Annotated in this window: 21 protein-coding genes; 8 read left to right on the top strand and 13 right to left on the bottom strand. The window is 40.2% G+C overall.

Translation table 11 applies throughout. The annotated features are described in order from the left end of the window. Position 1: 1 nt before the first annotated feature. Both ADHAQ_RS28360 and ADHAQ_RS0114940 read right to left on the bottom strand, forming a co-directional pair. A complete protein-coding gene (locus ADHAQ_RS28360) occupies positions 2 to 751 on the bottom strand; it encodes a Rha family transcriptional regulator (RefSeq protein ID WP_051359950.1) in 750 nt (249 codons plus the stop codon). Then, positions 751 to 1002: a hypothetical protein gene (locus ADHAQ_RS0114940; protein ID WP_026463621.1), complete on the bottom strand. Its 252-nt coding sequence runs from the start codon at positions 1000 to 1002 to the stop codon at positions 751 to 753. The genes ADHAQ_RS28360 and ADHAQ_RS0114940 overlap by 1 nt, the downstream gene beginning before the upstream one ends. A 136-nt stretch (positions 1003 to 1138) precedes the next feature. Between ADHAQ_RS0114940 and ADHAQ_RS0114935 the strand changes: the two genes are divergently transcribed. The 7 genes from ADHAQ_RS0114935 to ADHAQ_RS0114905 all read left to right on the top strand — a co-directional run bounded on the left by ADHAQ_RS0114935 (position 1139) and on the right by ADHAQ_RS0114905 (position 6226). Then, complete coding sequence (locus ADHAQ_RS0114935; protein ID WP_157433430.1) at positions 1139 to 1981, top strand: LexA family transcriptional regulator; 843 nt, start codon at positions 1139 to 1141, stop codon at positions 1979 to 1981. A gap of 3 nt (positions 1982 to 1984) precedes the next feature. Beyond that, positions 1985 to 2350 (top strand): hypothetical protein, encoded by a 366-nt coding sequence (locus ADHAQ_RS0114930; RefSeq protein ID WP_026461482.1) that lies wholly within the window; start codon positions 1985 to 1987, stop codon positions 2348 to 2350. A gap of 4 nt (positions 2351 to 2354) precedes the next feature. Further along, positions 2355 to 2684, top strand: a complete 330-nt coding sequence (locus ADHAQ_RS0114925) for a hypothetical protein (RefSeq protein WP_026463619.1) — start codon at positions 2355 to 2357, stop codon at positions 2682 to 2684. 24 nt (positions 2685 to 2708) lie between these two features. Continuing rightward, positions 2709 to 2975 carry a hypothetical protein gene (locus tag ADHAQ_RS0114920; RefSeq protein ID WP_026463618.1) on the top strand — a complete coding sequence of 89 codons (267 nt, stop codon included), beginning with the start codon at positions 2709 to 2711 and terminating at the stop codon, positions 2973 to 2975. 1 nt (position 2976) lies between these two features. Beyond that, positions 2977 to 4281, top strand: coding sequence for a phage integrase SAM-like domain-containing protein (locus ADHAQ_RS0114915; protein WP_026463617.1), 1305 nt, complete (start codon positions 2977 to 2979; stop codon positions 4279 to 4281). A gap of 214 nt (positions 4282 to 4495) precedes the next feature. Continuing rightward, a complete protein-coding gene (locus ADHAQ_RS0114910) occupies positions 4496 to 4804 on the top strand; it encodes a DUF4286 family protein (protein ID WP_026463616.1) in 309 nt (102 codons plus the stop codon). A 132-nt stretch (positions 4805 to 4936) separates the two neighbouring features. Beyond that, positions 4937 to 6226 (top strand): hypothetical protein, encoded by a 1290-nt coding sequence (locus ADHAQ_RS0114905; RefSeq protein WP_026463615.1) that lies wholly within the window; start codon positions 4937 to 4939, stop codon positions 6224 to 6226. A 163-nt stretch (positions 6227 to 6389) separates the two neighbouring features. On the opposite strand, the gene ADHAQ_RS0114900 is transcribed toward ADHAQ_RS0114905, so the two are convergent. From ADHAQ_RS0114900 to ADHAQ_RS25860, 4 genes are all read right to left on the bottom strand, one after another. Further along, positions 6390 to 7910 carry an alpha-L-fucosidase gene (locus ADHAQ_RS0114900; protein ID WP_026463614.1) on the bottom strand — a complete coding sequence of 507 codons (1521 nt, stop codon included), beginning with the start codon at positions 7908 to 7910 and terminating at the stop codon, positions 6390 to 6392. A 55-nt stretch (positions 7911 to 7965) separates the two neighbouring features. Continuing rightward, on the bottom strand, positions 7966 to 8451 hold the full coding sequence (locus ADHAQ_RS0114895) for a GNAT family N-acetyltransferase (RefSeq protein WP_026463613.1): 486 nt from the start codon (positions 8449 to 8451) through the stop codon (positions 7966 to 7968). Between the two features lie 155 nt (positions 8452 to 8606). Next, positions 8607 to 9017, bottom strand: coding sequence for a DUF6799 domain-containing protein (locus ADHAQ_RS0114890; RefSeq protein ID WP_026463612.1), 411 nt, complete (start codon positions 9015 to 9017; stop codon positions 8607 to 8609). A 243-nt stretch (positions 9018 to 9260) separates the two neighbouring features. Beyond that, positions 9261 to 11312 (bottom strand): prolyl oligopeptidase family serine peptidase, encoded by a 2052-nt coding sequence (locus tag ADHAQ_RS25860; RefSeq protein ID WP_034256846.1) that lies wholly within the window; start codon positions 11310 to 11312, stop codon positions 9261 to 9263. A 343-nt stretch (positions 11313 to 11655) separates the two neighbouring features. Between ADHAQ_RS25860 and ADHAQ_RS0114870 the strand changes: the two genes are divergently transcribed. Continuing rightward, a complete protein-coding gene (locus ADHAQ_RS0114870) occupies positions 11656 to 14265 on the top strand; it encodes a T9SS C-terminal target domain-containing protein (RefSeq protein ID WP_026463611.1) in 2610 nt (869 codons plus the stop codon). A gap of 8 nt (positions 14266 to 14273) precedes the next feature. Here ADHAQ_RS0114870 and ADHAQ_RS0114865 read toward each other — a convergent pair whose 3' ends face one another. From ADHAQ_RS0114865 to ADHAQ_RS0114835, 7 genes are all read right to left on the bottom strand, one after another. Then, entirely contained in the window at positions 14274 to 14870 is a 597-nt protein-coding gene (locus ADHAQ_RS0114865) for a hypothetical protein (RefSeq protein WP_211240589.1), read from the bottom strand. Positions 14871 to 14965: 95 nt separating this feature from the next. Next, positions 14966 to 16705, bottom strand: a complete 1740-nt coding sequence (locus ADHAQ_RS0114860) for a hypothetical protein (protein WP_026463609.1) — start codon at positions 16703 to 16705, stop codon at positions 14966 to 14968. A 156-nt stretch (positions 16706 to 16861) separates the two neighbouring features. Beyond that, on the bottom strand, positions 16862 to 18223 hold the full coding sequence (locus ADHAQ_RS0114855; RefSeq protein WP_026463608.1) for a hypothetical protein: 1362 nt from the start codon (positions 18221 to 18223) through the stop codon (positions 16862 to 16864). Next, positions 18189 to 21659, bottom strand: a complete 3471-nt coding sequence (locus tag ADHAQ_RS0114850; RefSeq protein WP_026463607.1) for a hypothetical protein — start codon at positions 21657 to 21659, stop codon at positions 18189 to 18191. The genes ADHAQ_RS0114855 and ADHAQ_RS0114850 overlap by 35 nt, the downstream gene beginning before the upstream one ends. Positions 21660 to 21776: 117 nt before the next feature. Beyond that, the gene (locus ADHAQ_RS0114845; RefSeq protein WP_026463606.1) at positions 21777 to 23228 is read right to left on the bottom strand and encodes a hypothetical protein; all 1452 of its coding nucleotides are present in this window, start codon (positions 23226 to 23228) and stop codon (positions 21777 to 21779) included. Positions 23229 to 23325: 97 nt separating this feature from the next. Next, positions 23326 to 23730, bottom strand: a complete 405-nt coding sequence (locus tag ADHAQ_RS0114840; protein WP_026463605.1) for a hypothetical protein — start codon at positions 23728 to 23730, stop codon at positions 23326 to 23328. A 65-nt stretch (positions 23731 to 23795) separates the two neighbouring features. Then, complete coding sequence (locus tag ADHAQ_RS0114835) at positions 23796 to 25115, bottom strand: hypothetical protein (RefSeq protein ID WP_026463604.1); 1320 nt, start codon at positions 25113 to 25115, stop codon at positions 23796 to 23798. Positions 25116 to 25204: the final 89 nt, after the last annotated feature.

Below are 25204 nucleotides of genomic sequence, written 5' to 3'. Positions count from 1 at the left end.
ATTAAGAAGCTTTAGAAATTGGATTAAACACATTATGAAGAAATGCACGGCCTTTCTCAGTCCAGTAAGTAGAGATACTTGTTTTCTGTTGGCCTAAAGAATCGGTATAAGGATGGGTTTTAGTAATAGTGTAACCTTTACCAGCATATTTAGCAGTAAGCACCCAAGTACCATTTACATACCACATAATACCCTTAGATTTAAGAGCCTTGTGGAGACTGTTAGCAGATTTTAAACCAAGCTCAGAAGCAATAACCGTAGTAGCAATGGCACCAACAGCATCTAAAACCTTCTCGCAATATTCAACCTTAGGGGCTTGTTGCTTAATGGTGGTTTCTAAAAGGTGGTTTTGCTCAGATATGGTAGCAACCTTTTCTTCTAAAACCTTATTTCTATCAGTCATAATAGAAAAGGCCCTGCTTAGGATAAAATCATCATTCTTTAAAAGAGCTTCCCGTTTATTGAACTCATTAATGAATTTCTCTTTGAACTCAGCAGCCTTGCCGCCAGTGTATCCCATAACTAAAAAACTGAATCCGTCTTTAGTCATTTCATACATTGGATATGATTGCCCGTTCTGCGGATGAACATAGGGGGTGTGTCCAAAATTGGACTGACGGAAAGTTTCGGAACATGAAAGATTTTGTATATCCCTTAGAACATGTTTATGTTCTTTACCGAAAACCTCTGCAACTATCAAACTGGTAGTTACATCCTGACCTTTTGCAGATTGAATTACTAGTGCTTCCATTAGGCAACGTTTTTAAGATAGTTGGTAATAATCTCTTGATTTGGGTCTTTCTGATGAGAGATAGCTTCATCAACTAAGGCTTGCAGAATAACAGGGTCTTTCTTTTTCCCCCAAGCCACGGCGTAAATCTGATTTAGATTAACATGTGGTAGCTTCTTCTTAATTCTTGAAGCATACCCTCTTTTCATAGCCAAACTCTCCCGAATAGAAGTAATGGCTGTTTCGTAGGTTTTTTCTTCTGTGAGTTCCATTTTTGAGTATATTTGATTTCTGTTGCTGATTGTTGAACAAATATACGCAACTATTTTTGACAAGTGCAACGATTTTGGACAATACATGCAATTATTTTTGTAACGCATTGAATATCAATGCAATTATTTTTGACAAGTGGCTACAATAGGCGAAAGACTTAAAGAATTAATGGGAGAGGATAACAATAACTCCTTTGCTGAAAAAATTGGATCAAACCGCCAAACAGTGGCTAACATGATTGCTTCAGGGAAGCTGAGCGGGGATTTTATAAATCTCTTGCTAAATGTATTCCCTAAGTTATCTCTCGATTGGTTAATTAAAGGTGAAGGGGAAATGTTCAAATCCGACACTCCTATAATGACCATAAGCCGGACAGAGCCACAGGACGCTGACAAATGGCAGATGCCTAAGGTTATTTATGAGGATAGGAAAACAGGGGAAGAAAATATACTATATGTTCCTGTAGCTGCTTATGCCGGATATTTGCGCGGGTATGGTGATCCGGAATACATAGATCATGTTGAGACATATCGCCTGCCTAATTTAAAAGGGAGTACTTACCGGATGTTTCAGGTTAAAGGTGATTCTATGTACCCTACCTTAAAAGATGGTGATATAGTAGTAGCTGAATGGGTACCGGAAAAAGTTAATGGTATAAGAGATGAACGGGTTCATGTACTCGTTACTGAATCTGAAGGAATTATAGTTAAAAGAGCTATTAATGCCACTCGCCAGCTAGGGGTAGTCAATGCTAAATCAGATAATATAGGTAAAGACAAATCAAATAGGCCTCTATACCCCACTATTTCACTTGATCCAAAAACCATAAAGGAGGTATGGTATGCCCGTGGGTATTTCAGTTATTCCTTTACCGCCCCAAATGACACTTATAACAGGCTAACCTCTTTGGAAATTGAATTTGAATTAATAAGGAATGAGTTTCAAAACTTTAAAAAGCTTTTACCACCTAAACCATAACCCATGAAAAAATTACTACCCATCCTCTTTTTATTATTCCCCTTTGCTTTAATGGCTCAAACCTCAGATAGCACCGCTATTAAACTAAACCGTTTGGAGACAAGGCAAATGGCAGCAGGTGAAAACCTAAAGAAGTTCCATAGTGCTTATTCTACCAGTATGGCTGTAACTATTGCCAGTGGGGCTTTTATGGTGGCAGGAAATGTGCTTGCAGAAGATAACGAAACAAGAAGGTCAGTTACTGTTTTAGGCAGTGCTGGTTTACTTACTGGGGTTATTATTTCAATTGCATCACATAAATATATTAAGCTGGCTGGTATGGAATTAACCGGGCAAGGCACAGGGGTAGGTATTAAGAAACGATTCTAGCACCATGCCACAACTATACAACGACGATATAGAAAACCAGATCAGAAGCCGCTTTATCAAGAAGTTAGATGAGCTTATTGCTACAGGCCGGGCAGATTCCTACGTGGATATTTGCGACAACCTTAAGATATTTAAGTCTGCATTAACTCAGATAAAATTAGGTAAAACTAAACCCACGCTGCGCATGCTTTATAACTTACAAGTGGTTTATGGTATAATGGTAGAGGATATTCTCTTTGAAACACCACCTAAACCTGATGTAGGAAATCTGACTCACCAGATTAAAAAGCTTCAGGAAGGATTAGATGAAATCCTTAGCAGTTTAAAAAAATAACCTCCGATTCACTCCCTTTCAATTATGCAAACCGCCTTATTCCAAACCACCCCTTTTATTCAACACCACCAACGCCGGTATGATACCCATACAAGCGCTGTTATTAGTAGAATCAGGCAGCTCCAGTATTGGATCACTTCGTTAATGATAACAGATTCAGTTACTGAAAAAGACTTAACCATTGCCGCTATCAAAGCACGTTCTTACCAGTACCAGCTACAATACCGGAAGAAGCGTTTAGCCATAGCCAAAAAGATATTAACCCGGTTTTACCCCTTCAGCCTCAACTAACATGGGTACCAGCATCAAAGTTACCTTAAAGCCTGAGCCTGCCAAAAACGGCAAACACGCTATTCGAATCCGCTTTAGCTCAGACCGTAAATCAACCTACGCCAATACCGGTATCTTTATTGCTCCCGAATGCTTTAATGAAGCCGGGTATCTATTAATCAAAAAGAAGCCCGTAGCGGATGTTTGGGTTATCAACCATATAAGTGCTGAGCTTTACAACGAACGTTTAAAAGAAGACATGTTCTGGCTTGATACAGTCAAAACAACCTACCCCCACTTTGACCGGAACCAGTTAAAAGCGGCTTATGAAAAGTACTTAATTAACCGGGATGCAGAAGGCAATATTTTAGAGATTGACCTGGAAGGCAAAGAGCCGGAACCAGAACTCCCTGCTTATGCTACTGATTTCATTGCGTACCTGGAAGAGCACCTGACCCAAATAAACGTACCCAATACCCACCGGGCTTATCTGGAAAGTGTTCGCAAACTGCAACGGTACCTGGCACCACAAACCAAGTTACCCTTTGAGCAGCTTACTTATAAATTTCTACGGGATTATAAAGCACACCTGGAAAGCCTTGGTAATGCTGATACTACCATTCAGCTCTCTTATGCCTTCTTTAAGAAAATAGCTAATCAAGCGGTGAAAGATGGACTAATCCCAGCTAATCCTTTTAATGAGATACAATTCAGGGCCAAGAGAAGAAAGACCAAAAAGATACGGCCATCCAGTGAGCAGATAAACATTATTAAAAGCTACCGGGAAACCGAAATAAAAGGCGCTTACCTGGATGCACTGAATATATTCTTTACCCAATACTACCTGCATGGGGCAAGGGTTGGCGATGTGATAGAACTTAAATGGACTAACGTTACCCCGGAAAGGATTGAATACATCACCCGGAAAAACAAACGCTTTAAGTCCATCAAGCGGACTGAGTTTGTAAACAACATGCTGGAATATTATGGAACTCCGGAGCGAAAGCAGGACATCTATATCTTCCCGTACCTTCGGGATAAAGACCTGTTGTTACCGGAAAAACTGCTGGTACAAAAAATTAACAGCAAAGCAACTACTATCCGGGGAAAATTAAGAACTTTGGCTACTCAAAATGAGTTAGGGATAAAGCTTTCTACACACATGTCCCGGCATAGCTTTGCGGATGCTGTTCGAAAATTAACCGGGGACGTATATAAGCTTAAAGAGCTGTTAGGTCATAGCGATATTGCAACAACGGCGCTGTACGTAGAAGACTTAAGCCTGGAGGAATTAGATGAAACATCAGACCAGGTTTACAAAAACTAGTAAAACATTGGTAAAACATTATGGTAAAACAAGGTAAAAAATATAGTCCAACTCTAAACAGCACCCCCTCAAAACGGGTTAATTGGGCAATATTCACTACCTCGGTGAACCAAACATCTATAATTTAGAGTTATCAAAAAGAAGCGCTGCCTCTTGGGGGTGGCGCTTCTCATATAAAAGAACACCAGATTAAATCTGAATTTTTAGTTATAACATGCTGCTTTACAATATCACTGTAAGTATAGATAATGCCGTAGCCGACGAGTGGCTGGAATGGATGAAAGAAACACATATTCCGGAAGTAATGGCTACCACCTATTTCATTAAATACCAGATTGCCAAAATGCTGACCGAAGAGAATGATACTGGCGGCACTACCTATGCAGTGCAATACTTCTGCCGGAATATGACCGACTTTGAAGAGTTTCAGCAGGATCATGCGCCGAATTTGGTAGAAAAACACGCCAACCGCTATCCAAACCAGTTTGTTACTTTTGAATCTTTGTTGGAAATTGTAGATTAAAATTATTAGTAAATAGATGTAAAAAGCCCTCTTTGAGGGCTTTTTTATGAGTATATGTTAGCTTTAACAAGCTAAAGTTGTTATTCACCTACAATAGAAATTAAGCGGAAATAAATTCTGCAGTAAAGATATATGCGCTTTAACCTAACGTTGTTTTTAATTTTATACTTTCAGTTTATAAGTCTACTTTCTTATTCCCAAATTACTGTTCAGAGGGGTTATATTATAAAAAATAACAACGATACTATCCATGGCAAAATAGAGTATCTGCCTGGTGGGTTAGTTAAGAAAGTAGCCTTTATTAATGATAATTCCACCCAGATTAACTTTGTTAAGCCAAGTGACATTAAAAAAATTATTATTTCTCCTAACCTTACATATCAAACAAAAGAGCTAAAAGGAAACCGGGTATTTTTTAAAGTCTTAACAAATAATACAGTTAATTTATTTGAGTATAAATCTCAACTATATATTTCCTGTAATTCTGATAGTTTAATTCTTCTGAAAGGAGGTAAAGAAACTATAAATAAAGATGGAAGATACTATTATACTGAAATAAACACCTACAAGCATCAAATTAAAGAATGTTTACCAGAAGCTTATTCTAATGTTAGTATGGATAATCTTCGTTTTAATAAAAACTCAATAGTTAAGTTTATAACAAAGCTAAATAATCATCCTCCAACCCCTCAACCCTCTATATTAGATAATAAGATTCAAAATTTAAATCACTTTGGAATAGAAATAGGAGCTTCCAATAATAATATTACTTTTCAAGGGTATAATTTCGCCATAAAGGATTTATTCGTAAGTTACTCTAATAAATCCCCTTTTGAACCTGCCCAGACGCAAATATTGCATAGAACAAACAGCACGCAAATTGGAATAAATTATAAAAGAAGAATCAAAAAAACTGATTTTTATTTATTCTCCGGGCTAATTTTAGACAATATGCAGGGTGCACAAATTGAAAAAATTGGCTTAATTCATTCCGCTGTTATTGCTCCAAAAGACGGAAATTTTTCGATGTGGTCTGATACGATTGGGAAAGTGGTTGATACTTATAATTATAAATTAAACTCCATAAATTTGCCTGTTACTCTTTATTATGAGGCAACGCACAATAAAATTCGTCCTTTTATGAATTTTGGGCTCCTCAGCAAATACTATATTCAAAAACATATTCCTCTAAATAGGGAAGTGTATATAAAAGGAGAACTACAAGAAAGAGAAAACATAAACCTGAAAATTCCTGCATTCTTATGGGGAGCCAAAATGGGAATAGGTTTAAGATACTTAATAAACGTAAACAACTCAATTTCTACAGGGCTCACATGGGATCTTGCAGGCACAAACGAAACGAGCGAAGTTGGTCCTTTCGGAACCTTTATTAAAAGAGCTTACTTATCTTATAACTTTTAAAAATTCAATTAATTTAAAACTGATTAAGGTATAAAATATTTTCACCAACGCAGCGAAGAAGTAGTTTCTGATATTCAGACCATCACTTTCTAATAAATTAAACTAGCTTCACCTTATAGCTTCAACGAGACTAGTACCACAAGGATTATTTATAATTTAAATTCTAAATCTCTGCCTTTCCAGTAGTTTCAATCTTATAAATTACTGCCATATCATTCTCTTTCTTAGCCGGAGTAATTAACCTTAAGCCCTTATTAGTCAAAGAAAAGGTTATTTTTTCGGCAGAACCTAACATCGAAACCTTCTTAACTTTCAGGTTTCCTTTTATTTTATCTGGGCTGAAAGATTCTAGTACTACTTGCTGATTCTCGCCTGGCCAACCCATAACAATGGCATAAATGGTGTTGCCTTTGGTAGTATAGCGAACATCTTTTGGTGTATATTTTACGGTTGGCAGGAAGTGGCCTGTTTTCTCCAGTTTAGTTGGTCCTTCGCCGTAAATAACCCAGGGGCGGGTAGCATAAATAGCTTCGCCGTATTTTCCCAACCAATCACCAATTTGTAGCAGAGCGGCTTGTTGGTCCTGAGGTATTTCTCCGTTAGCCTTCGGCGAAATATTTAAGATCATTACACCATTTTTGCTCACAATATCCACCAGCAAATGAATAATGTCGGCGGTTGGTTTTAGTTTCAGGTCATTGGTATAGCTCCAGCTGCCGGTACTTATAGTTTCGTCGGTAAGCCAGGTGTAAGGAGTTATCTGGTTCATGCGTCCCTTCTCAAAATCCTTTATGCTTACCTCGTCCGGAAAATCATTATCCTTATGCGTAATAACTACTTCCTGACCGCGCTCCTTGGCTTTATTAAAATAATGCGCTACAAACTCCTGCCGATGCTTTTCCGGAATAAGTTCTTCCAAGCCATCAAAATAAATTATATCAGGGCTATAGTTATCTATAACTTCTTTTAATTTAGCTTTCCAATTTTGGTAAAATTGTTCGGCCGGCACATTACCATACAACAGCCTTAGCTTCGGATCAGCAGAGGAAGTAGGCATATCTGGCTCGTAAGGGAAGAAACTAGCTTCGGTTTTCTGGGACGGGTTGTCAGCATAGCGCTGCAGATTCCGGGACATGTGAAAGGAAGTGAAAAACTTCATTTTCCGGTTATGAATAGCCTTCTCTAACTCGGCCATTACATTACGTTTTGGTCCCATATCCTGCACATTCCAGGGAGTAACTTTGCTATTCCACATAGCAAAGCCATCGTGGTGCTCAGCTACCTGCCCGGCAAACCGGGCACCGGCTTTCTTAAATAAAGTGGCCCATTCTTCGGCATTAAACTTTTCGGCTTTAAACAGGGGCACAAAATCATGGTAGCCAAATGCAGACGGGTGACCATAAGTAGCCACATGATGCTGAAATTCCGGCGACCCTTTTAGGTGCATATTGCGGGGATACCAGTCGTTGGCAAAAGCCGGCACCGACAATACCCCCCAATGAAAGTAAATGCCAAATTTAGCATCTTTAAACCACTCGGGCTGTTCATTATATTTAGCTAATGATTCCCAAGTTGGCTCATATACGCCACTTGGCTGGCTGCTTTTAGATACATTGGTTTTAGCACAACTTCCCAGCAGTAAAAACGAAATGATACTGAACAATAATTTATGTTTTTTATACATACATGTTTTGCTGGTAGCCGAAGTTTATTAAACCTAAAATTATTATTTTGATTTTTTAAGAATTATTTTCTGCCACATAACCGGCTATTTCCTGTTCACTCATGTTGCAATTAATCCATTCGCCATCTAGGTCACAGTTAAGCTTCTTGTAAAAAGCTATTGCCGGATCGTTCCACTCCAATACCTGCCATTTTAGGCGTTTAGCTCCTACTTCCAGGGCCCGACCGGCGAAGGCATCAAATAATTTCTTGCCTACACCATACCGGCGATATGGCTCCGACACCACTAAATCTTCGAGGTAAAGCATTTTTCCTTTCCAGGTAGAATAAGCCATGTAATATAATGCAAGGCCAATAATTTTTTCACCCGCTTCAGCTACAAAAAACTCAAAAACCGGCTTCTCACCAAAACCATCTTCTTCCATCATGGCTATGGTATTGGTTACTTCATCAGGTGCTTTCTCGTATTCAGCTAGTTCCTGTATCAACGCATAAACCTGTGGTAGATCTGTCTTTACTCCTTTTCGGATATTAAAATTCATTTTTAATTAAGCTTTTGAAAGAAAAAACAAACTTACCACTTATTAGCTAGTAATAATCGCTCCTAAATCAAGAAATCCTTTTTACTTACTCGTAAACCGCTAACAAAAAAAGCCTCACATAGTGAGGCTTCCTTCCTGAAAGCTAATTATATTTTTTATAATGCACCTTTTACCTCCTCCACGGAAACCCCAGTAACGGTTCTTACTTTTTTGCCACTGCTGTATGCATAAAAGTTTACCGGACTATCAATTAAAACTACTTTACCATTTTGTTTGCCCGAAAATAAAATATGACCGTTTTTATCTATTCCTTCTCCTTCCTTTAACTTCCGGCAAATACCATCTTCTGATATCATACTACCATTAGGGTATAAGATGTAATCATTCTTCAGTTGAATATTTTTATTGATCGGTGTTAATTTTCCTTTACGAAGCTCCTGCACCTGGTTATTTTTAAATACATAGCCACGCTTTACTACATGGGCTTTGTCGCCAGCCAATGCAACGCCATAAGTAGCGGAAACTAGAAGACTAATTACGAATAATAAAAGAGATAGCTTTTTCATCTTATGCGGCTTTAAATATCATACATAAGCTGCTTAAGCCAACATCCGTGCCATATATAGATTTCCTATATATATTACATCAAATAAAATTATTAACCTATTAAATCGCATATATAACTAGTTGCGATATAGTCAAATACTTAAAATTTAACCTAAACAACAACAAACAGGTTAATAATTTAAAGCAGAGAAAAAGGAGACTTCACATTAGAGAAGTCTCCTTTCCTTAAGGTCTATATTCAGCTAGTTTTCAAAAGGTTTTAGGCCCATGTTATAGTATACAAAAGACCAGATATCGGTTTGTTCTTCTATTTGCTGGGCAGTAGATTTTCCGGCACCATGTCCGGCGTTTACATCTACCCGAATTAAATAAGGATTTAGTCCCCCGCCTTTTTCCTGTAAGGTAGCAATGTATTTGAAAGAATGAGCAGGCACTACGCGGTCGTCATGGTCGGCGGTAGTAACCAACGTAGCCGGATACTGCACGCCTTCTTTTATGTTATGTATAGGAGAAAAAGTTAACAAATTTTTAAATTGTTCCGGATTATCACTGGAGCCATACTCGGGTACCCAGCCCCAGCCAATGGTAAACTTATGGAAGCGTAACATATCCATTACTCCCACTGCCGGCAAAGCTACTTTAAATAATTCCGGCCGCTGGTTGGCTACTGCTCCTACCAATAAGCCACCATTAGAACCTCCCGAAATTGCCAGCTTTTCCGGTGACGTATATTTAGCCTGAATCAGGTATTCCGCAGCCGCAATAAAATCATCAAATACATTTTGTTTGTTTGGCGTTACACCGGCTTGGTGCCATTCTTCGCCAAATTCCCCGCCGCCCCTAATATTAGCCAGCACGTAAACGCCACTACTCTCTAACCACAGCATCCGGGAAACGGAAAAAGTTGGCGTATAAGAAACGTTAAATCCCCCGTAGCCATACAGAAAGGTGGGATTATTGCCATCCAGCTTCAGCCCTTTTTTGTGCACAACAAACATAGGCACATTAGTACCATCTTTGCTGGCATAAAACACCTGCTTTGTTTTGTAGTCGTCGGTCTTAACAGCTACTTCCGATTTTCGAATTAGTTCAGATTGATGGGTAGCAATAGTATATTTAAAAATAGTGCTGGGGTAGGTAAAGGAATTAAACGTATAAAATACTTCCTTATCCTCTTTTTTACCTCCTAAACCAGTAACTGTACCTAGTGTTGGCAGCGGTATTTCATGTAATTGTTGCCCGTTTAGATCAAACACTAATACCTGACTGGCCGCCCTCTTCGTGTAATTCACAATTAATTTAGTGTCGACCAAAGAAGACTCTGTAATCACATTTTCGGATTGGGGTACTACGGTTTTCCAATTGGCCGGCTGTGGTTTTTTCGGATCGATTAATACAATTCTATTCCTAGGAGCTTCATGGGTAGTTTGCACCAGTAACTGGTCGCCAATAGTATCCACTACTACATACTCGGCTTCAAAATTACTGACAACTGGCAGGAACTTACTATTGGGGGCTCGTAAATCTTTCACATAAAGAGCATTGGTGCTCGTTGCGCCCTCACTTACCGAAATAATCAGGTAATGCTCATCATCAGTGGTACTGGCAAAGAAGTAGCGAAGCGGCTTAGATTTATCTTCATAAATTAATTTATCGCTGCTCTGGGGAGTACCTAATTTGTGGTAGTATACTTTATGAAATTCGTTTTTAGCGGCTAGTTTGCTGCCATTTTTCGGGGCATCGTAGCGGCTGTAGAAAAAGCCATCCTGGTACCAGGCAGCCCCCGAGAATTTTATCCATTCCAGCCTATCACTTAGTTTCTTTTTGGTTCTGGCATCCATTACCTGAAAATCATTCCAGTCGGAGCCTCCTCCCGAGGTACCATAGGCCACGTATTTATTATCCTTAGAAAAGCTAACTATAGTTAAAGAAGTAGTACCATCCGGCGAGAACTTGTTTGGATCAATAAATACTTCCGGCGTTCCGGTTAAGCCTTTCTGCACGTATAATACCGCCTGATTCTGTAGCCCATCGTTCTTATAGAAGAAATAATACTCACCCCGATTAAAAGGCGCGCCGTACTTGGGATAATTCCATATCTGGCTCAACCTTTCCTTTATTTTATCTCGGAAAGAAATCTGCTCCAGGTATTTAAAAGTAACTTTGTTTTGCTCCTCAACCCACTTTTTTACGTCTTCTGCGGTATCGTTTTCTAACCAACGGTAGGGATCTGCTACAATAGTGCCGTGGTAATTATCGGTGTACTCAATCTTTTTTGTTTCGGGGTACTTCATGCTTTAGTTGGTGTTGCCCGGGCTAGTTCCTGGATTTTTATATCTTCAAAATTTAAATTTCCTGATTTTTGGGTATTAACAGTCACACTAGTACTATTATTAGCAGCCTGGCAAAAACCAGGCGAATCATAAGTGCTAAACTAATTTATTTGAAACCATATTACCTGAATACTTTTATTAAAGCTTATGCTAATGCTGCTTACTTTCGAGCCTCTAGCTATTTAATTATCAGTGATATTTATAAAAACTAATGTATCGGAAATCTAAAAAGAAATTTTTTAAATCTTATATTTGGTATTAATGCTAGAAAAGTAGAAACCAACAGATTAAAGGCAAGTCGGGTATGCGAAATTTCTTCTTTCTTATTCTAATTTTCATTTTTTCTTCTTTAAGCGTCCTGGCAAATGCCCCGGCTTTGTATCAGCCAACTTTTATACAGAATAAGGGGCAATGGCCAAACGCTGTGTTTTTTACTGCCACTTTGCCCCAGGGTTGGTTATTCCTGGAGCAAACAAGCCTGACTTATAATTTTTTAGAGCCCGATTATTTTGCTCATGAAAATGAAGCAGAAAAAAAAATACCGGAAACTAAAAATAATTATGCCGGGCATGCCTTTAAGGTTTCTTTTGTTAACGCTAATAGCAAGGCTCAAATAATCAAACAACAAAAGTCACCTACGTACTATAACTACTTTATTGGAAATGATGCGGCTAAATGGGCTGCGGGTGTAAATGCGTTTCAAAAAATAACCTACCAGGAATTATTTCCGCATATTAATCTGGATGTTTATTCTACTGCTGATCATTTAAAGTACGACTTTGTTATTGCTCCGGGCGGAAAACCCGAAGTTATACAAATGGAATACCAGGATGTCAGTAGTATAATTATTCTTAATGGTAAGCTTCAGATCAAAACAAGCGTAAACGAAATTATAGAAGAAAAACCTTATGCTTTTCAAATAGTTAACGGCAAAAAACAAGAGGTCCCTTGCTCTTTTACCCTTAATCAAAATAAAGTTGGCTTTGCTATTTCAGGCAACTACAATACCGCCTTACCCCTGATCATTGATCCCGAAATTATTTTTGTTACCTACATTGGTGCTGCGCTTCCTATCTCGGCTAATTGCGCTACTTCTGATACCAAAGGCAACCTGTATACCGGGAGCCAGGCCATGGGTGTGCAATACCCGGTTACCGCAGGTACTTACCAAACTACCCGAGCCGGAAATAATATTGCTATAACCAAATACAACACTTCGGGTGGCACTTTATACGCTACCTTTTTGGGAGGTAGCCGCTCTGAATACCCACTCGACCTGGAAGTAAATAAAGCAGAGGAATTAGTAATTCTGGGTACTACAAGCTCTGATAACTTTCCTACTTCTGTTGCTGCTTATGATCCCAGCCACAACAGCAATTTGGATTATATCTTATCTAAGCTGAATATCAGTGGTACTACTTTAGTAGCTTCTACTTACATAGGAGGAAACGGGAACGAAGGGGCTAATTTATCACTCTCACCGGCCGGATTAACAGTAGATGCCCAAGATAATATTTATGCCTGCGGTACCAGCGAATCCATAAACTTCCCCATCAAAAATGGCTTTCAAAAAAATAAAGCCGGTGATTATGATGGGGTAGTTGTTAAGTTTAACAGTGCATTATCAGATTTAATCTGGTCCTCTTATTTGGGAGGTAATGCCCTTGACATAATCTCTGATATTAAAGTAGGAGCCTCTGGTAACGTTTATGTGGGAGGCTTAACCCTAAGTACCGATTTACCCACCAATGCAACTGCTATAAACAGAAATGCTTTAGGCCTAAAAGATGGTTTTGTTGCTACAATTAGTGCTGATGGCAATCAATTATTGGCCTGTACCTACCTGGGTAATGCAGGCACTAACCTGGTGCAGTTTATAGACCTGGATGCAAACGAAAATGTGTATGCGGTTGGCCTGAGCTACGGAAATTACCCGGTTACGGCCGGAGTTTTCTCTAACCCCGGCAGTAGAGGTTATTTTGTTCATAAAATGAATAGTGGATTAAGCAGTACTTTCTTTTCAACTTATATTGGTGGCGTAAATAGTGCTTTCGAACCCGTGCCTACGGCCTTTAAAGTAGACGAATGTGAAAATATTTACTTTTCCGGATACGGTCTTACTAGTGCTCCCTTAAGTAATGATGCTTATTCCAAAACCTTTAGTAGTCTGTATTTATGCCAATTATCTAAAGATGCCCGGGAACTAGTTTATGGAAGCTATTTTGGTAGCCCGGGCGTAAATGTCCATGTTCATGCAGCTAACCACAGCAGTATTTCCAACCAAGGGTTACTTTACCATATAGAATGTACTACTTCTAGCAACTACCCGATTGGCAGCGGCCTTTATACACCAAAAATAAATGGCGGCAATGATGGGGCCGTGTTAAAATTTGCCTTTCCGGGAGCAACTGCGAACCCAATAAGAGCTTTGGCCCAGGCTCCTACTTCTTCCTGTGCCCCGTTCTCTGTTCAATTTAAAAACAATAGCCTAAACAGCACTCAATTTACCTGGAACTTTGGCGATAATACGCCGGAAGTTACTACCCGCGATCCTGAACATACTTTCCGGAACCCGGGCAAGTACCAGGTGCGGTTAATTGCCCGAAATTTATCTAGTTGCAAAATAACTGCTGATACCACGTATTTAGAGATTGAAGCCGGCACGCCGCTGAGGGCTCCTAATATTATAACGCCTAACCAGGATGGCCAAAACGATTATTTTAAGATAACTGTGGGAAATGTAAAAACCAGTTTAAAAATTTATAACCGCTGGGGCCGGCTGGTATACCAGAACGACGACTACAAAAATAACTGGGGCGGAGAAGATTTAGCCACCGGCACTTATTTCTATGTGGTAGAAAGTCCGGAAAATTGTGAGAAGTTTATGAAAGGCTGGGTAGAAATTGCGCATTAATAAAGCCACTAAGGATTTTTCCCAATTTTACCGATCTTAGGAATTACCTGAATCAGGAAACGCTTGTTTTCGTACTCATTAGCACCTCTATAACGCCCTGTTCCATAAAACCCACTACCGGCAATTATTATTTCAAACCGCTTTTCATCAAATTTTATATTGCGGGTCTGCCATAAATTAAATAAAGCTAAAGCCCGGTTATAACTTAGTTGGTAACCATAATCCCGGCGGACAATATGAAAGTTCGGATCATAAGGATCGCGGGCAGCCATTCCTTCTATAATTACCAGGTACTTTACGCCCTGATCTTCTTTAATATCATCAATGATTCTTTTTAAAGTTAACCCGGCATTATATAAACCTACTTTATCTCCTTCCTTAATAATTGCACTATTCGGATCAAACCGGGTTTGCACTTTTAATTCGTGGCGTTTATTTACCGGATCGAATTTAAAATACCGCCCCTCCAACCCTTTTAAAGCAGCCTCTATTTCCTGAATTTTTCGAAGCTGCTCTAACTGTACTTTTAGCTTATCTTCATTATCCTGAAACATTTTATAGCTCAGCACAAACAACACGAGCATGACCACAAAAAGTGTGGTCATGAGGTCGACGTAACTAGGCCAGAAAAAGTCTTTAGAATTCTGCTTCAAAGGTTATTAAAAAAGATTGACTTTAGGGTAAGATGTTTACAGAACAGCTATTTGCTACCAAACATGTTATTCATAATTTTTTTCAGTAAGCCAGGCTGGGTTACTTTATCCAGATGGAAATTTAGTGTTTCCATTTGTTTCAATAACTTGGTTTGGGTTTCGGCATCCCGTTCCATGCGCTGCAACATAAGCTTTTGAGTTTGGTTAAGCTCCTGATGCATTAATTCCTGCTGCCGGTTTAACTCCTTAAAAGGCTCCAAGTAACGGATAATACGGTCGTAAATATTGTCTTTATTTAACCTGTCAAAATGGGCACCCCAGTTTTCATAAGCATTCTGGGCGTCTTTCTCTAAAAAGCGCATCCGGGCATCCATTAACTCAGTCAGCCGTCCGGCAGCCTGGTCAAAATACTGCTCAATTTTAGCCGAAATGTCCTCCATCTCTTTTTCGTGTTTGCTAAAAAAATCGAGCTGTTTAGCAATTACATTATCGTGCTGACCAATGTACTGTCCCAAGTTATTAATTCCTTTTTCAAACCCAATCAGCCGGTCTAATAACCCTTTTACATGACTTACCGTCTGGTCGCTCATTTCCAATGACCGATTTAAAGCCTGCTGGTAGCCTAAAAACTTCTGGAATTCTTCGGTGCTCTTACTAACTTTATCAAATACCTGCACGCTGGCATTGGCTATCTGCGTATATCCTACCTCTTCCATCTTCACCAAAAAATCGCGCTGCACCTGAATATTTTCCGTTATTCCAGCAATTACTGGTTTAAAATCAGCTACTTTTTCGAAGAAATCTTTGTTAAAAGCATCCAGAACCGATTTTAAGTTACTTAAACTGGTAGCCATATCGCTGTGCAGTTTAGGCAATAAACGAGCCTGTAAAAAGGTATAGTAGGCATTTTTTAACCGATCGTGTTCAAAGCGGGCATCTTTAAATAAATTATTACCCCACAAGGTTAACAACAAGCCACAGAAACTGCCCAGCATGGCCACTACTACCCCGGCAATAAAGGTCTGGATAGCATCATTAGTTACCCCTCCGCCAAAAATAATACCGGATAACCCAAATATAACGCCCAAGAAGGTACCCAATAACCCTATATAAAGTGGCGTAGAAACGGTTGATTGTATTTCATCTTCCAGCACTTCTGACTGCCTTTCTGAAATATCTTTTAAAATATTAAAATCTGCAGCTGCTCCTTTATTATTCCGGAGGTATTCATTGGTATCATCAATTATTTCAGAAAATTCCGAAGAAGCACTTTCGGCGGAAATAACATCTATTTCCACCTCTTGAGCATTGACCTGAGCAGAAAAAGGAATTGTATTATTTTCCGGATCTGAATTAGAGCCCGGTTTTAAACCTATAAATTCGATATCGTTGCTATGCGCCATATTAAGGAGCCGCAGGTACGGAATAATATAGGTTTCTGCAGTAGAAGCAAAACCATCATAAACGGTCTTCTTCATTTCTACCTCTTCTTCTTTTTCATTTATATTTATTACCCGATGAATTTCAGAAGGCTTACTCAGAAACAGAAACTTTTTTCCCTGTTCCAGTAAACGCAGGTTTTCTTCGGCATTTTTTGATAAGCCTTTTTTGACCTCTAAGGTATTCTTACCGTCGGCACTAGTATATTCTTTAGAAACCCGAAGTTTAGATTTAACAGGATATAAGGCTGCCAAGCGGGCAATTTTTTGCCGTGTCCGCAGAAATACGGAAACCTGCAGCACCACAATGCCAATTATAACCGCAACTTCAACTAAAATTTCAATCATGTTTTATCTTTCGGATGCCGCAAGAAAATGTAACCGATCAATCTTACCTTAATCAGGTCCGCTACCATACTTATTATGCTAACCGCTCTCTTAGATACTTTATCAAGACCTTTGATTTAAGAAATAATTGTCTGGTTTGAAGTCTGGTGCTCTTATTTATTCAAAATGTACTTGTGCCTTACGATCAATTTTCCAGAAGCCATTAATATTAGAAAGCAAACCTGGCTCATCAGTTACTATACGGGAAGCTTGCGGATTGTTTAACTGATAATTACAAGCATCTTTTAAGGACAGATAAGCACTTTCTATAGCTGCCCGGTGTACATTAGGACTGGTTACAATTCGAAAGGCCGCTTTAGTTGGGTCTTTCTTACTTATCCTGATTTCGTAAATGCTATCGTGCTGCTGGGTAGGATTTAAATCCTGCTCATGAAATCCGCCATTTACGGGAACCCGGGCAAAATAGCTCTGCGGCTTTTCAGGTTGAGGCGCTGGTGGTGGCGTAACCGGTGCTTCAGCAGGGGCAGGAGCAGCTACTTCCAGTTCTGGTTTTGCTACCGGCGCGGGGCTTGCTTTTTCCAGATCAAAACGTTCCCGGTTGGGTTTAGGAGCCGCTACTGGTTCAGCTACTTGTATTTTAGCTAATTCCCGAGCTACAGTTTGCTGTATTAAGCTCTCTATCTCAGCTTTTGTTAATCCACTTGAAAAATCCCCGGTTTTAGCTTTACCCAGATTTCTTATTTGCAACTCAAGTGAATCAACGTCCTTTTTTCGCTGATCCATCCGCTTGTTCAGGTTGGTAATTGCTTTGTACAGGAAGTAAATTAAACCTAAACTAATTAGGGCTAAAAAAATGGCTGCGTTGCTCATCCAATTATTATTTGAGGTTTTATTATTTCTTTTAGCGATAGAACTTAATTGATTCTCTGCATATTCTTCTTCGGTAGTATCTCCAGGGTTGCGTGTATTTACGGAGGTCCCAATATTTCCACCAGCCGAATCTATTAGTCCGGTAGGTGCCACTGCCGTAGGAGAAGGGGTAGGAGCGGTATAATCGGACGAAATTTCCTGCAGTTGCTTTATTAAATCGTTCAGCTTCTGCCGGCGGTTAAAATCCTGCATGCGTTGGGTGTTTTCCCGCAGTTTGCTGTTAATAGATTTTACCAGTAAATCCAGTTGCGACTTTAGGTCTTTCCCTTTGCGGTAGGTACCCGTTTCTTCTATGGGCTTATAAACTTTAGAAAAAATGTGTGTTTTGGCATCTTCTTTCTGAATAGCTTTCACAAATTCATCCATATTATTAGCCATGGAAATACTTTCGGGCTCCGGCATTTCAGCATCCCGGTAAACAAACGAAGCCGCCTCCTGCCAAATATCCAGTTTTGCTTTTTCGAGCGTAGCATTCTGCGCCTGCCCGAAAGCTGAAACGGAAATAAAAATCCAAAAAGCAACTAAAACCCAACTACGCAAAACCTTAGAAACACTAAATGGTACTTTTGCTTGCATAATGCCGCTCATACAACTCTCTTGATAACTGATATAAAGTTTGTTTTAAAGGATAGAAGAAAAGTGTTTCGGGCAATACTTCATCAGTGCGTAAATGCTTATGCAATTGGTTTAACCCAATGCTCAGACTATCTGAAACCTGCTGTTTTAAGTAATCACGCAGGAAATTCATATCGGCCTGTACACCTAAATCTGGCAACAGCGAAGCTACTTCTCCATCCTGAAGGACTAAGTTAAGAAAAGCTTGCGCATTCTCCACAACAGAATCACGGGTGGCGGCATCAATTTGCTCAGCCGAAATAAAATTAGTGCGAATATCCTGTGGCTCCGTACCCCCTAAAAGTTTCACTTCCTGGATGTATTCATAGCTGCCTTGCTCCGAAGAACCATCAAATAACACCCCCCCGTTGGCGGTAGCTTCTTTTGGATTATTCGCTAAAATTATCTTAAAATTAGATTTAGGCTCCACGCCGGTTACCTTCTTCAGGATCAATTTAGTAAGCCTTTCCACAATCATCATGTTAGGCCCGCCGCTCAATAATTTAATGTATAAACTACCCTTACCACTAAAGCAGAAATACCGCGGTGTTTCTATTTGCAAGTGCTTAATAAGCTGTGCAATGTGGTAAATAATGGCGGTATAATGCAGGTAAAATATAATGCGGAGCTGGCGTGCTTTCATCAGGTGGCCACTAAACCGCAACTCGTTATCGTAACTAAACAATAAACTCACCACATCTGCCGACCGGAACTGGTCGTTGGTCATGGCTAGGTCAAAAGCCTGTCTGGCTTCCTGCTCTTTTTCGGTACTGGCCAAGGTTCGGTTTTCTTTGCTGTATGCTTGCAGAAACCCATTTTGCTTACCTGCTCCCTGCAAGCGGCTGTACCCTTCGCTCCATAAATCATCGCCGGCAAACCGGAACGAAGTACTGTAAGCGGGTTGCTGGCCTTTCAGGAATAGTAGATCGGTAGTTCCACCCCCTATATCAATGTTCACCACATTCTCGTCGCGGTTGGGAACTACCTGATTGGTGGCCGTCAGGTAATAATAAGGTGCTACTGATTCCGTAAGACAGATAGTGGTCTGTGATGTTTTAAATATCTGCTGATAAGCTTCGTCCCATTTGCTCTTGAACTGGTTTAAAGAGAACATATCAAAACTTAAGGGCCGGAACCAGATTAAGCGGGTATTCTCAATGATACCATTATTTAAAGCCACTTTATGTTTGATCATTAAAAGCAGCTCCCGGAAGAAAGCCTCAATGCGATCTTCACTATGCGTATCCAACTCCATCGACCATTTCAGGTTGGTTTCGTACCGGGCCTGCTGCACCATCGAAACTTCGGAGTTGATAGCAAAGCCTATGTTTATATTACCCAGCACATGGGTTGGCTCGTTCGGGAAGTTAGGGGTTTCGCAAGTCGCAGTCCGGATCGGGAACTCAAAAATTGAACCTTGTTCGCCAATAAAAGACGGTACAAACTCGCGGTTCTGGATCAGTAATACCGGGAACAACTCACCAAAACCAGCCCGGTAACGTTCGTAAACAGTTTTATTTACATCCGCTGAAGGCGCGTTTAATAACACCACCTGCATATCGTTTTCACCTATGTTAAAGGTTTTCGGATGGGCACTTGGCGCGTTATTATAAGCTACGTGCGTATTAGTAGTACCAAAATCTACGGAGAAGGTAAAATTCTGGGTTCCCCGATCTAGTTCAGTCCACCGGGGCACAATTAAACCTTTCACACCTTCCCCCTGCGGACAAATCAGCTCCAGGTAATCAAAATGGGTGTGTTGCACTTCGTAATAAGCAGAGCCCGCCGAAGATATGGTTTTGGAAGTACGTTCTACTTTCGTGGCATTGCGGTTACCACCTCCCGGTGTAATCTCCTGATTGCCTATATAGAACTTTAAGTCATAGCGTTTATTTACCAAGCTCGGCGCGGTGTCATCGTCTACCAGCATCACCTTATACAAATCATTGTGCTGCGCCTGGCTGCGAAGCTTGTAAAAAGGGAAGAATCCTAACCCAACTTTAGCTTTTATAATGGTACCTTTTTCCGGAATCTCATTTCCGAACTGATCTTTGCTATTTTGCGGATTGGTGTAATAACTGCGTTCGTACACAATGGCATCTCCCCGCTGTACCGGAATACGCAAGCTTACTTTCACATGATTAATATCAATAGCAAAAGTCAGGTTCTCGAATAAATCCCGTTCTTCAAAATAATCGAAGAAAGTTCGTTTAATAGGTAACAGGTACGGAAACTTGTGCTTTAAACGGGTATCGGCCCCATAATTGTAGGTAATCTGGCCGGTATGAAAACGGTCGGTATTTACTTCGTACGGAAGCTCGATCAGATTTTCTTCCAATAGATCACCAACTGTTAAGTACGGGTATTTATATTTCTTACCTGGCAGTACTCGGCTTTCTAAAGGAGTCGGATCAACCCATGGCACCGGCGTAGCGGCATCCCAACGCTGGCCATTCAGGTAATTAGCCTCTATTTTTAAATTTGGCTTTAGAACAATAGGTAAAACCAGCACCTGGGCCGCTCCCGGACTAAGCCGTACAAATAAATCGCTGTTAATTTCGACGTTGTTAGAACGCGTTGGGAGGGTAATATCTTTAATGGTTACCGGATTGCCCTGAACGTCGGCCAGCGTGGTGAATGCTGCCTCAAAACTAGCGGACGTTACATCGCCCCGTAATTCCATAGCATTAAACCGATCTAAATCCAGGTTGGCAAATATGCTACCGCAGAAGTTCTTTTGCCGTAAGCTTGGCTTAACTAGGAATAGATTATAAACAAAATCCTGAAAGGCTTTATCGCGGTCATGTAACAGGACAATATTTTTATCAAAATAATGCCCGCGGGCCTGGGGCCGTTCAATATCCAACGGTTCTAATTTAGGCGAGGTAAAGAGCAACGTAAACGGTGAAGTACCTCCAATCAGGCGCTCGGCAGTTTCGCCATTTGGCCGGGTATATTCATAATATATCAGGTACAAATCCGAAAACCCCTGGAACCGATGGTCATTCAGAAACAGGCGCAAGGTATCGCCTAATAATTTAGTACCCGGATTAGATCGTAAGGCTTGTAACTCGCTTTCAATATTCCAGCGCCGAATGCTGATCTTTTTACCAGCTTCCCGGTAATTATGAAAATTGAAAAGCAATTCAAATAAATCCCAATAATGCGATACCAACTCGTGGTACAGCGATTGCTGATTCCGGTTTTTATCCGCATTAATAAAATCAAAGGCTGTTTCGAACAGGTGCATTCGGGCAAAGGGCGTCGGAATAGACGTTACAACCTTGCTGGCTTTGGCACCCGTTGGATCCGTTATATCATTTATTTCAATATGCGTGAGTTGAGAGGATTGCTGCCAACCTTCTATCTGTTGCTTTCCTTTATCGTGTAAGCGAAATACCTTGGGCATATGCTTTATTTTTGGTTAGGTTTAGTCTATGGACTATTATCCATAGGTTGATTATTTTTAAGCTCCCCTCCTGTTTAGAAACTGAGCTTTCTCTTTATTCACTCCTGAAAATCTATACTACACCGCTTTTACTTTCTCATTGAAAGCCTTTTGGGTAACTTCTTCAAATAAGGATACAAATTTGCGGAACCGGTCGGGCTCATTAAGCTTCTTCTCGGTGGCATCCAGCTCGTTCCGGAAAAAACCATGGCTAATACCTTTGTCAAATGGGTTCCAAGCCTTCGTAACGATTTCTTTACCCCGGATAAGTCGGTTAAAATCATCAGTATCTAGGTTGAAGGGGGCAAAAGAACGACGGTTATTACCTAATTCTTTCAACCAGTTCAGGAAGCCGAAATCATTGCTGTTGATTAATTTATCAAGGTCTTTAAACAGCGGCTCCCTGCCCAATAAATTATTAAGCTCTAAATTTTTATAGTAAGGCGAATCGGTGTCCTCGCGTAAATAACTATTGAAATATTTAGCAAAATATAGGAAGCGGCTGAGGCTTTCAGCTATTTTATCTTTTGACTCCGGCGATAAATGCCCAAACTGCACTTCCGAAGCATCTTCGCTCAAGCCATATTCATGGTAAATAGTTTCTGATCCAAAATCTGGCTGGCCATAGTCCATAAAATCCAGCACGGCCATCGCACTAAGCAACTCAATAATATGGGCTTTGTTTTGCTGACCGCTACCACCCGGCTGATTCTGGTAAGGGGCATCCGGCGTATCGGCAATGTAATACAAAGCTTCCAGCCCATTCAGGTGTTGTTCGTAGTACGAAAGCGCCGCTCGGGTTTTAGTAATAAAAGTATTGGAGTCGATTACACTACCATCTTCGGCTTGTAAAGCAAAGTATGGCAGCACCGTAATAGCTCCAGTTAAGGCATCCTGAATATATCCGGCATTAGCTAATGGTGAATTAGAATTTTTTAAGTTCTTAAGCAAGAGCGGAAAACCGGCAGCACCTGTACCGCCAAAAATTGAACTAACAAAAAAGATCCGGTCACCTTTCTGGAAATTTTTCGCGAAGTATTGAATTTCGGCTGAGTCCACCAATTTGTTTAATACTACACTACCAATATTAGGACTTCCTCTAAAACCAATGGTAAGCGGGCTTTCCAGGTTATCTTCGGTAAACAATAAATCTACTACACTTTTGGTACCAGGAGATAAGTTATTGTAATGAATGTAATCGCGGAAGCGCTGGTTGATCCCGCCAAAATCAAAAACAAAGGTATCCTGTACTACGCCATCGGTATCATTGGCAATACCAGACAAAGTACTAATATCTGTTTTAAAGAACCCGTCAGATCTGTTGCTACCTAAATGCTTGTGTATGCGCCGATAAACTTTTAGTAATTCTACTGTTCGGTTCATGTCGCCATTCTGAGCATCCGGATCAATAATAATGGGAACTACTTTATCGCAGTTTTTAATTTCGGCACCTGCTGCCAAAAGCATAGTTAAGGACCGGATAACCCGGGAACCTGTTCCGCCAATTCCGAATATAAATAGTTTAGACATAGTCTTTAGTACAATAGTCCACAGTCCAAAGACCACGGATTAGTTAAGTTAATTTACAATAATGCAAGTGAGGATACTTGCTATAGCAATGTTCAAATTAAAATTTGAATGGGGTTGTACTGGCTCCACGAGACCAGCGACGGAAAAGGAAAGAAAAAAGTATATAGAATATAGCTGCATATATGGCATTAACTGTGCAAAAACTCCACACATATGAATTTTGCTCTACCTCTTTCCCATCGCAGTATTGCAAAGCAAACCAAAAATTTAAGGCCGCATTCAGGAATAAAAATATAGCCCAATGGCCAGCCTTCTTGAAAAAGGCTATTGGTAAAATATGATTAATGAGGTAATAGAATATGGCCATAAACAATAAGCTTAAGGCAATATTTACCAGACCCACAGTCGGGAAAATTTCGTTCCAAAAAATTGGACGCGTTTGCGGCGGTTGTGGAGACGAAAGGAACAGCTCGTAAATAAATTTAAAAAATCCAGGTAGCATATTTTATGTAATACGTTTTAAGTTATTTATGATAAGTTTAATCTGTGCAATAGAATAAAAGCCTTCTATTTTTCTTTTCTCAGCGTTACTACCACATCAAAAATATTGGCGTTTGCTCCTGTGCCAAAGGCACGTTCCACTCCATCCATAATACCCGACAGGTTAAACGTCTTGGCACCTTCCTGGTTTATCTGGCTATCGTCGGTAGTAGTCCACTGCTGTACCCAAGCCGGACGCTGATTAGCTAATGTAAAATGCACTTCGGTTTGCGGAGCATTAAGCTTAGTTAATTTAATTCTTACAAAGTGGGTGTAAGGCTTTAAAGGATCTGTATTTTTTTCTGCTACTCCTTTTAAAGTTCTGAATTGGGCAGCCGGATAAATATTGGTAACCTTAATATCGGTATTCGGTGCTTCTACTTTTAGATTTTGTTTCAGGTAAGTTTCACTGGCAAACGCGGCTGGCAAATTGCCTAAGTTAATGCCTACCACCATTTCGGCCGGCGAACCTAAATCACTAATAGCTACTTCCTGGCAATTACCACTCCGGGAGGCGCAATACCAGCTGCCAACCGGCAGGTATTTGTCGAGTACAGAATAAGCAGGGGCTTCAAAGGAAAAACCGGCATGCGCTTCTTCGGCAAATGCATTTCGTACTACTTCCCGGTTAAATAAACTTACCATTTCGGGTTTACCAATTACCCAAACATAATACGGCACGGGCGTTTCGCAACATTTTTCTACGGTTCTTCTGCCTGTTTTAATGGCTGGGTAAAAAGTACCATCAAAATCAGAAGTTGAGGCGAAAACCGATATGGCTTGCCCTTGCTGCCTGGCTTTTGACAAAACCCTATAAATATCAGTGCCCACAAAACTTACCGCCCGTCCATTTTCCGGCGAATAAATAAAATCAGAAATAAGAATATTTACGCCGTCGGGGTTTTTAGAAATAACTGAATCCAGAATGGCCGGAATGGTGGTACTGCTAGCCGATTGTTGAATACCGTACCGAACCGTTTGCGCTAGTTTTTCATAGTCAATAGCATATGGTTTTTCCCGTACCTCGAAGTAAGATTTGCGCTGAATAGTATTGCTCTGTTGAATAGTGGCTAGAAAAGGATCTATAATTTTCTGAAATCCGGTAATGCCATTCGCTTTATTGGTGGGCATAAACCCTTTCATGCTACCCGAAACTTCCAGGTAAACATTCACCTGGTTTATGTTGTTAGTGGCCACGGGCGCAACTTTATTTTTTTCCGGACTGGCAGTTGTTCGGGAAGTGTTCTCTTTTTGCTTTTTATCCGGAGAACAGGAAAAGGTAAAAACCAAAAGCAGCAAAAAAACTGCAGTTAGTTTCCGGAATACGTAAGGGGTAGTGTTGGCCATGTATCGGGTTTATCTGTAAGATTTATTTTATCTAAACAAATTAAATACCAAAAATACTATACCTGTCTTACGGGCTAACGAAAGGCATG

Source organism: Adhaeribacter aquaticus DSM 16391 (assembly GCF_000473365.1).
GTDB lineage: Bacteria > Bacteroidota > Bacteroidia > Cytophagales > Hymenobacteraceae > Adhaeribacter > Adhaeribacter aquaticus.
Note: the sequence above shows the minus strand (reverse complement) of the source record. Positions and strands in the feature narration are given on the sequence as shown.

Bases quoted from the DNA above. Each gene is read 5' to 3' on its own strand.
- ADHAQ_RS28360 (WP_051359950.1), bottom strand. From the start codon at position 751: ATGGAAGCACTAGTAATTCAATCTGCAAAAGGTCAGGATGTAACTACC.
- ADHAQ_RS0114940 (WP_026463621.1), bottom strand. From the start codon at position 1,002: ATGGAACTCACAGAAGAAAAAACCTACGAAACAGCCATTACTTCTATT.
- ADHAQ_RS0114930 (WP_026461482.1), top strand. From the start codon at position 1,985: ATGAAAAAATTACTACCCATCCTCTTTTTATTATTCCCCTTTGCTTTA.
- ADHAQ_RS0114925 (WP_026463619.1), top strand. From the start codon at position 2,355: ATGCCACAACTATACAACGACGATATAGAAAACCAGATCAGAAGCCGC.
- ADHAQ_RS0114920 (WP_026463618.1), top strand. From the start codon at position 2,709: ATGCAAACCGCCTTATTCCAAACCACCCCTTTTATTCAACACCACCAA.
- ADHAQ_RS0114915 (WP_026463617.1), top strand. From the start codon at position 2,977: ATGGGTACCAGCATCAAAGTTACCTTAAAGCCTGAGCCTGCCAAAAAC.
- ADHAQ_RS0114910 (WP_026463616.1), top strand. From the start codon at position 4,496: ATGCTGCTTTACAATATCACTGTAAGTATAGATAATGCCGTAGCCGAC.
- ADHAQ_RS0114905 (WP_026463615.1), top strand. From the start codon at position 4,937: ATGCGCTTTAACCTAACGTTGTTTTTAATTTTATACTTTCAGTTTATA.
- ADHAQ_RS0114900 (WP_026463614.1), bottom strand. From the start codon at position 7,910: ATGTATAAAAAACATAAATTATTGTTCAGTATCATTTCGTTTTTACTG.
- ADHAQ_RS0114895 (WP_026463613.1), bottom strand. From the start codon at position 8,451: ATGAATTTTAATATCCGAAAAGGAGTAAAGACAGATCTACCACAGGTT.
- ADHAQ_RS0114890 (WP_026463612.1), bottom strand. From the start codon at position 9,017: ATGAAAAAGCTATCTCTTTTATTATTCGTAATTAGTCTTCTAGTTTCC.
- ADHAQ_RS25860 (WP_034256846.1), bottom strand. From the start codon at position 11,312: ATGAAGTACCCCGAAACAAAAAAGATTGAGTACACCGATAATTACCAC.
- ADHAQ_RS0114870 (WP_026463611.1), top strand. From the start codon at position 11,656: ATGCGAAATTTCTTCTTTCTTATTCTAATTTTCATTTTTTCTTCTTTA.
- ADHAQ_RS0114865 (WP_211240589.1), bottom strand. From the start codon at position 14,870: ATGACCACACTTTTTGTGGTCATGCTCGTGTTGTTTGTGCTGAGCTAT.
- ADHAQ_RS0114860 (WP_026463609.1), bottom strand. From the start codon at position 16,705: ATGATTGAAATTTTAGTTGAAGTTGCGGTTATAATTGGCATTGTGGTG.
- ADHAQ_RS0114855 (WP_026463608.1), bottom strand. From the start codon at position 18,223: ATGAGCGGCATTATGCAAGCAAAAGTACCATTTAGTGTTTCTAAGGTT.
- ADHAQ_RS0114850 (WP_026463607.1), bottom strand. From the start codon at position 21,659: ATGCCCAAGGTATTTCGCTTACACGATAAAGGAAAGCAACAGATAGAA.
- ADHAQ_RS0114845 (WP_026463606.1), bottom strand. From the start codon at position 23,228: ATGTCTAAACTATTTATATTCGGAATTGGCGGAACAGGTTCCCGGGTT.
- ADHAQ_RS0114840 (WP_026463605.1), bottom strand. From the start codon at position 23,730: ATGCTACCTGGATTTTTTAAATTTATTTACGAGCTGTTCCTTTCGTCT.
- ADHAQ_RS0114835 (WP_026463604.1), bottom strand. From the start codon at position 25,115: ATGGCCAACACTACCCCTTACGTATTCCGGAAACTAACTGCAGTTTTT.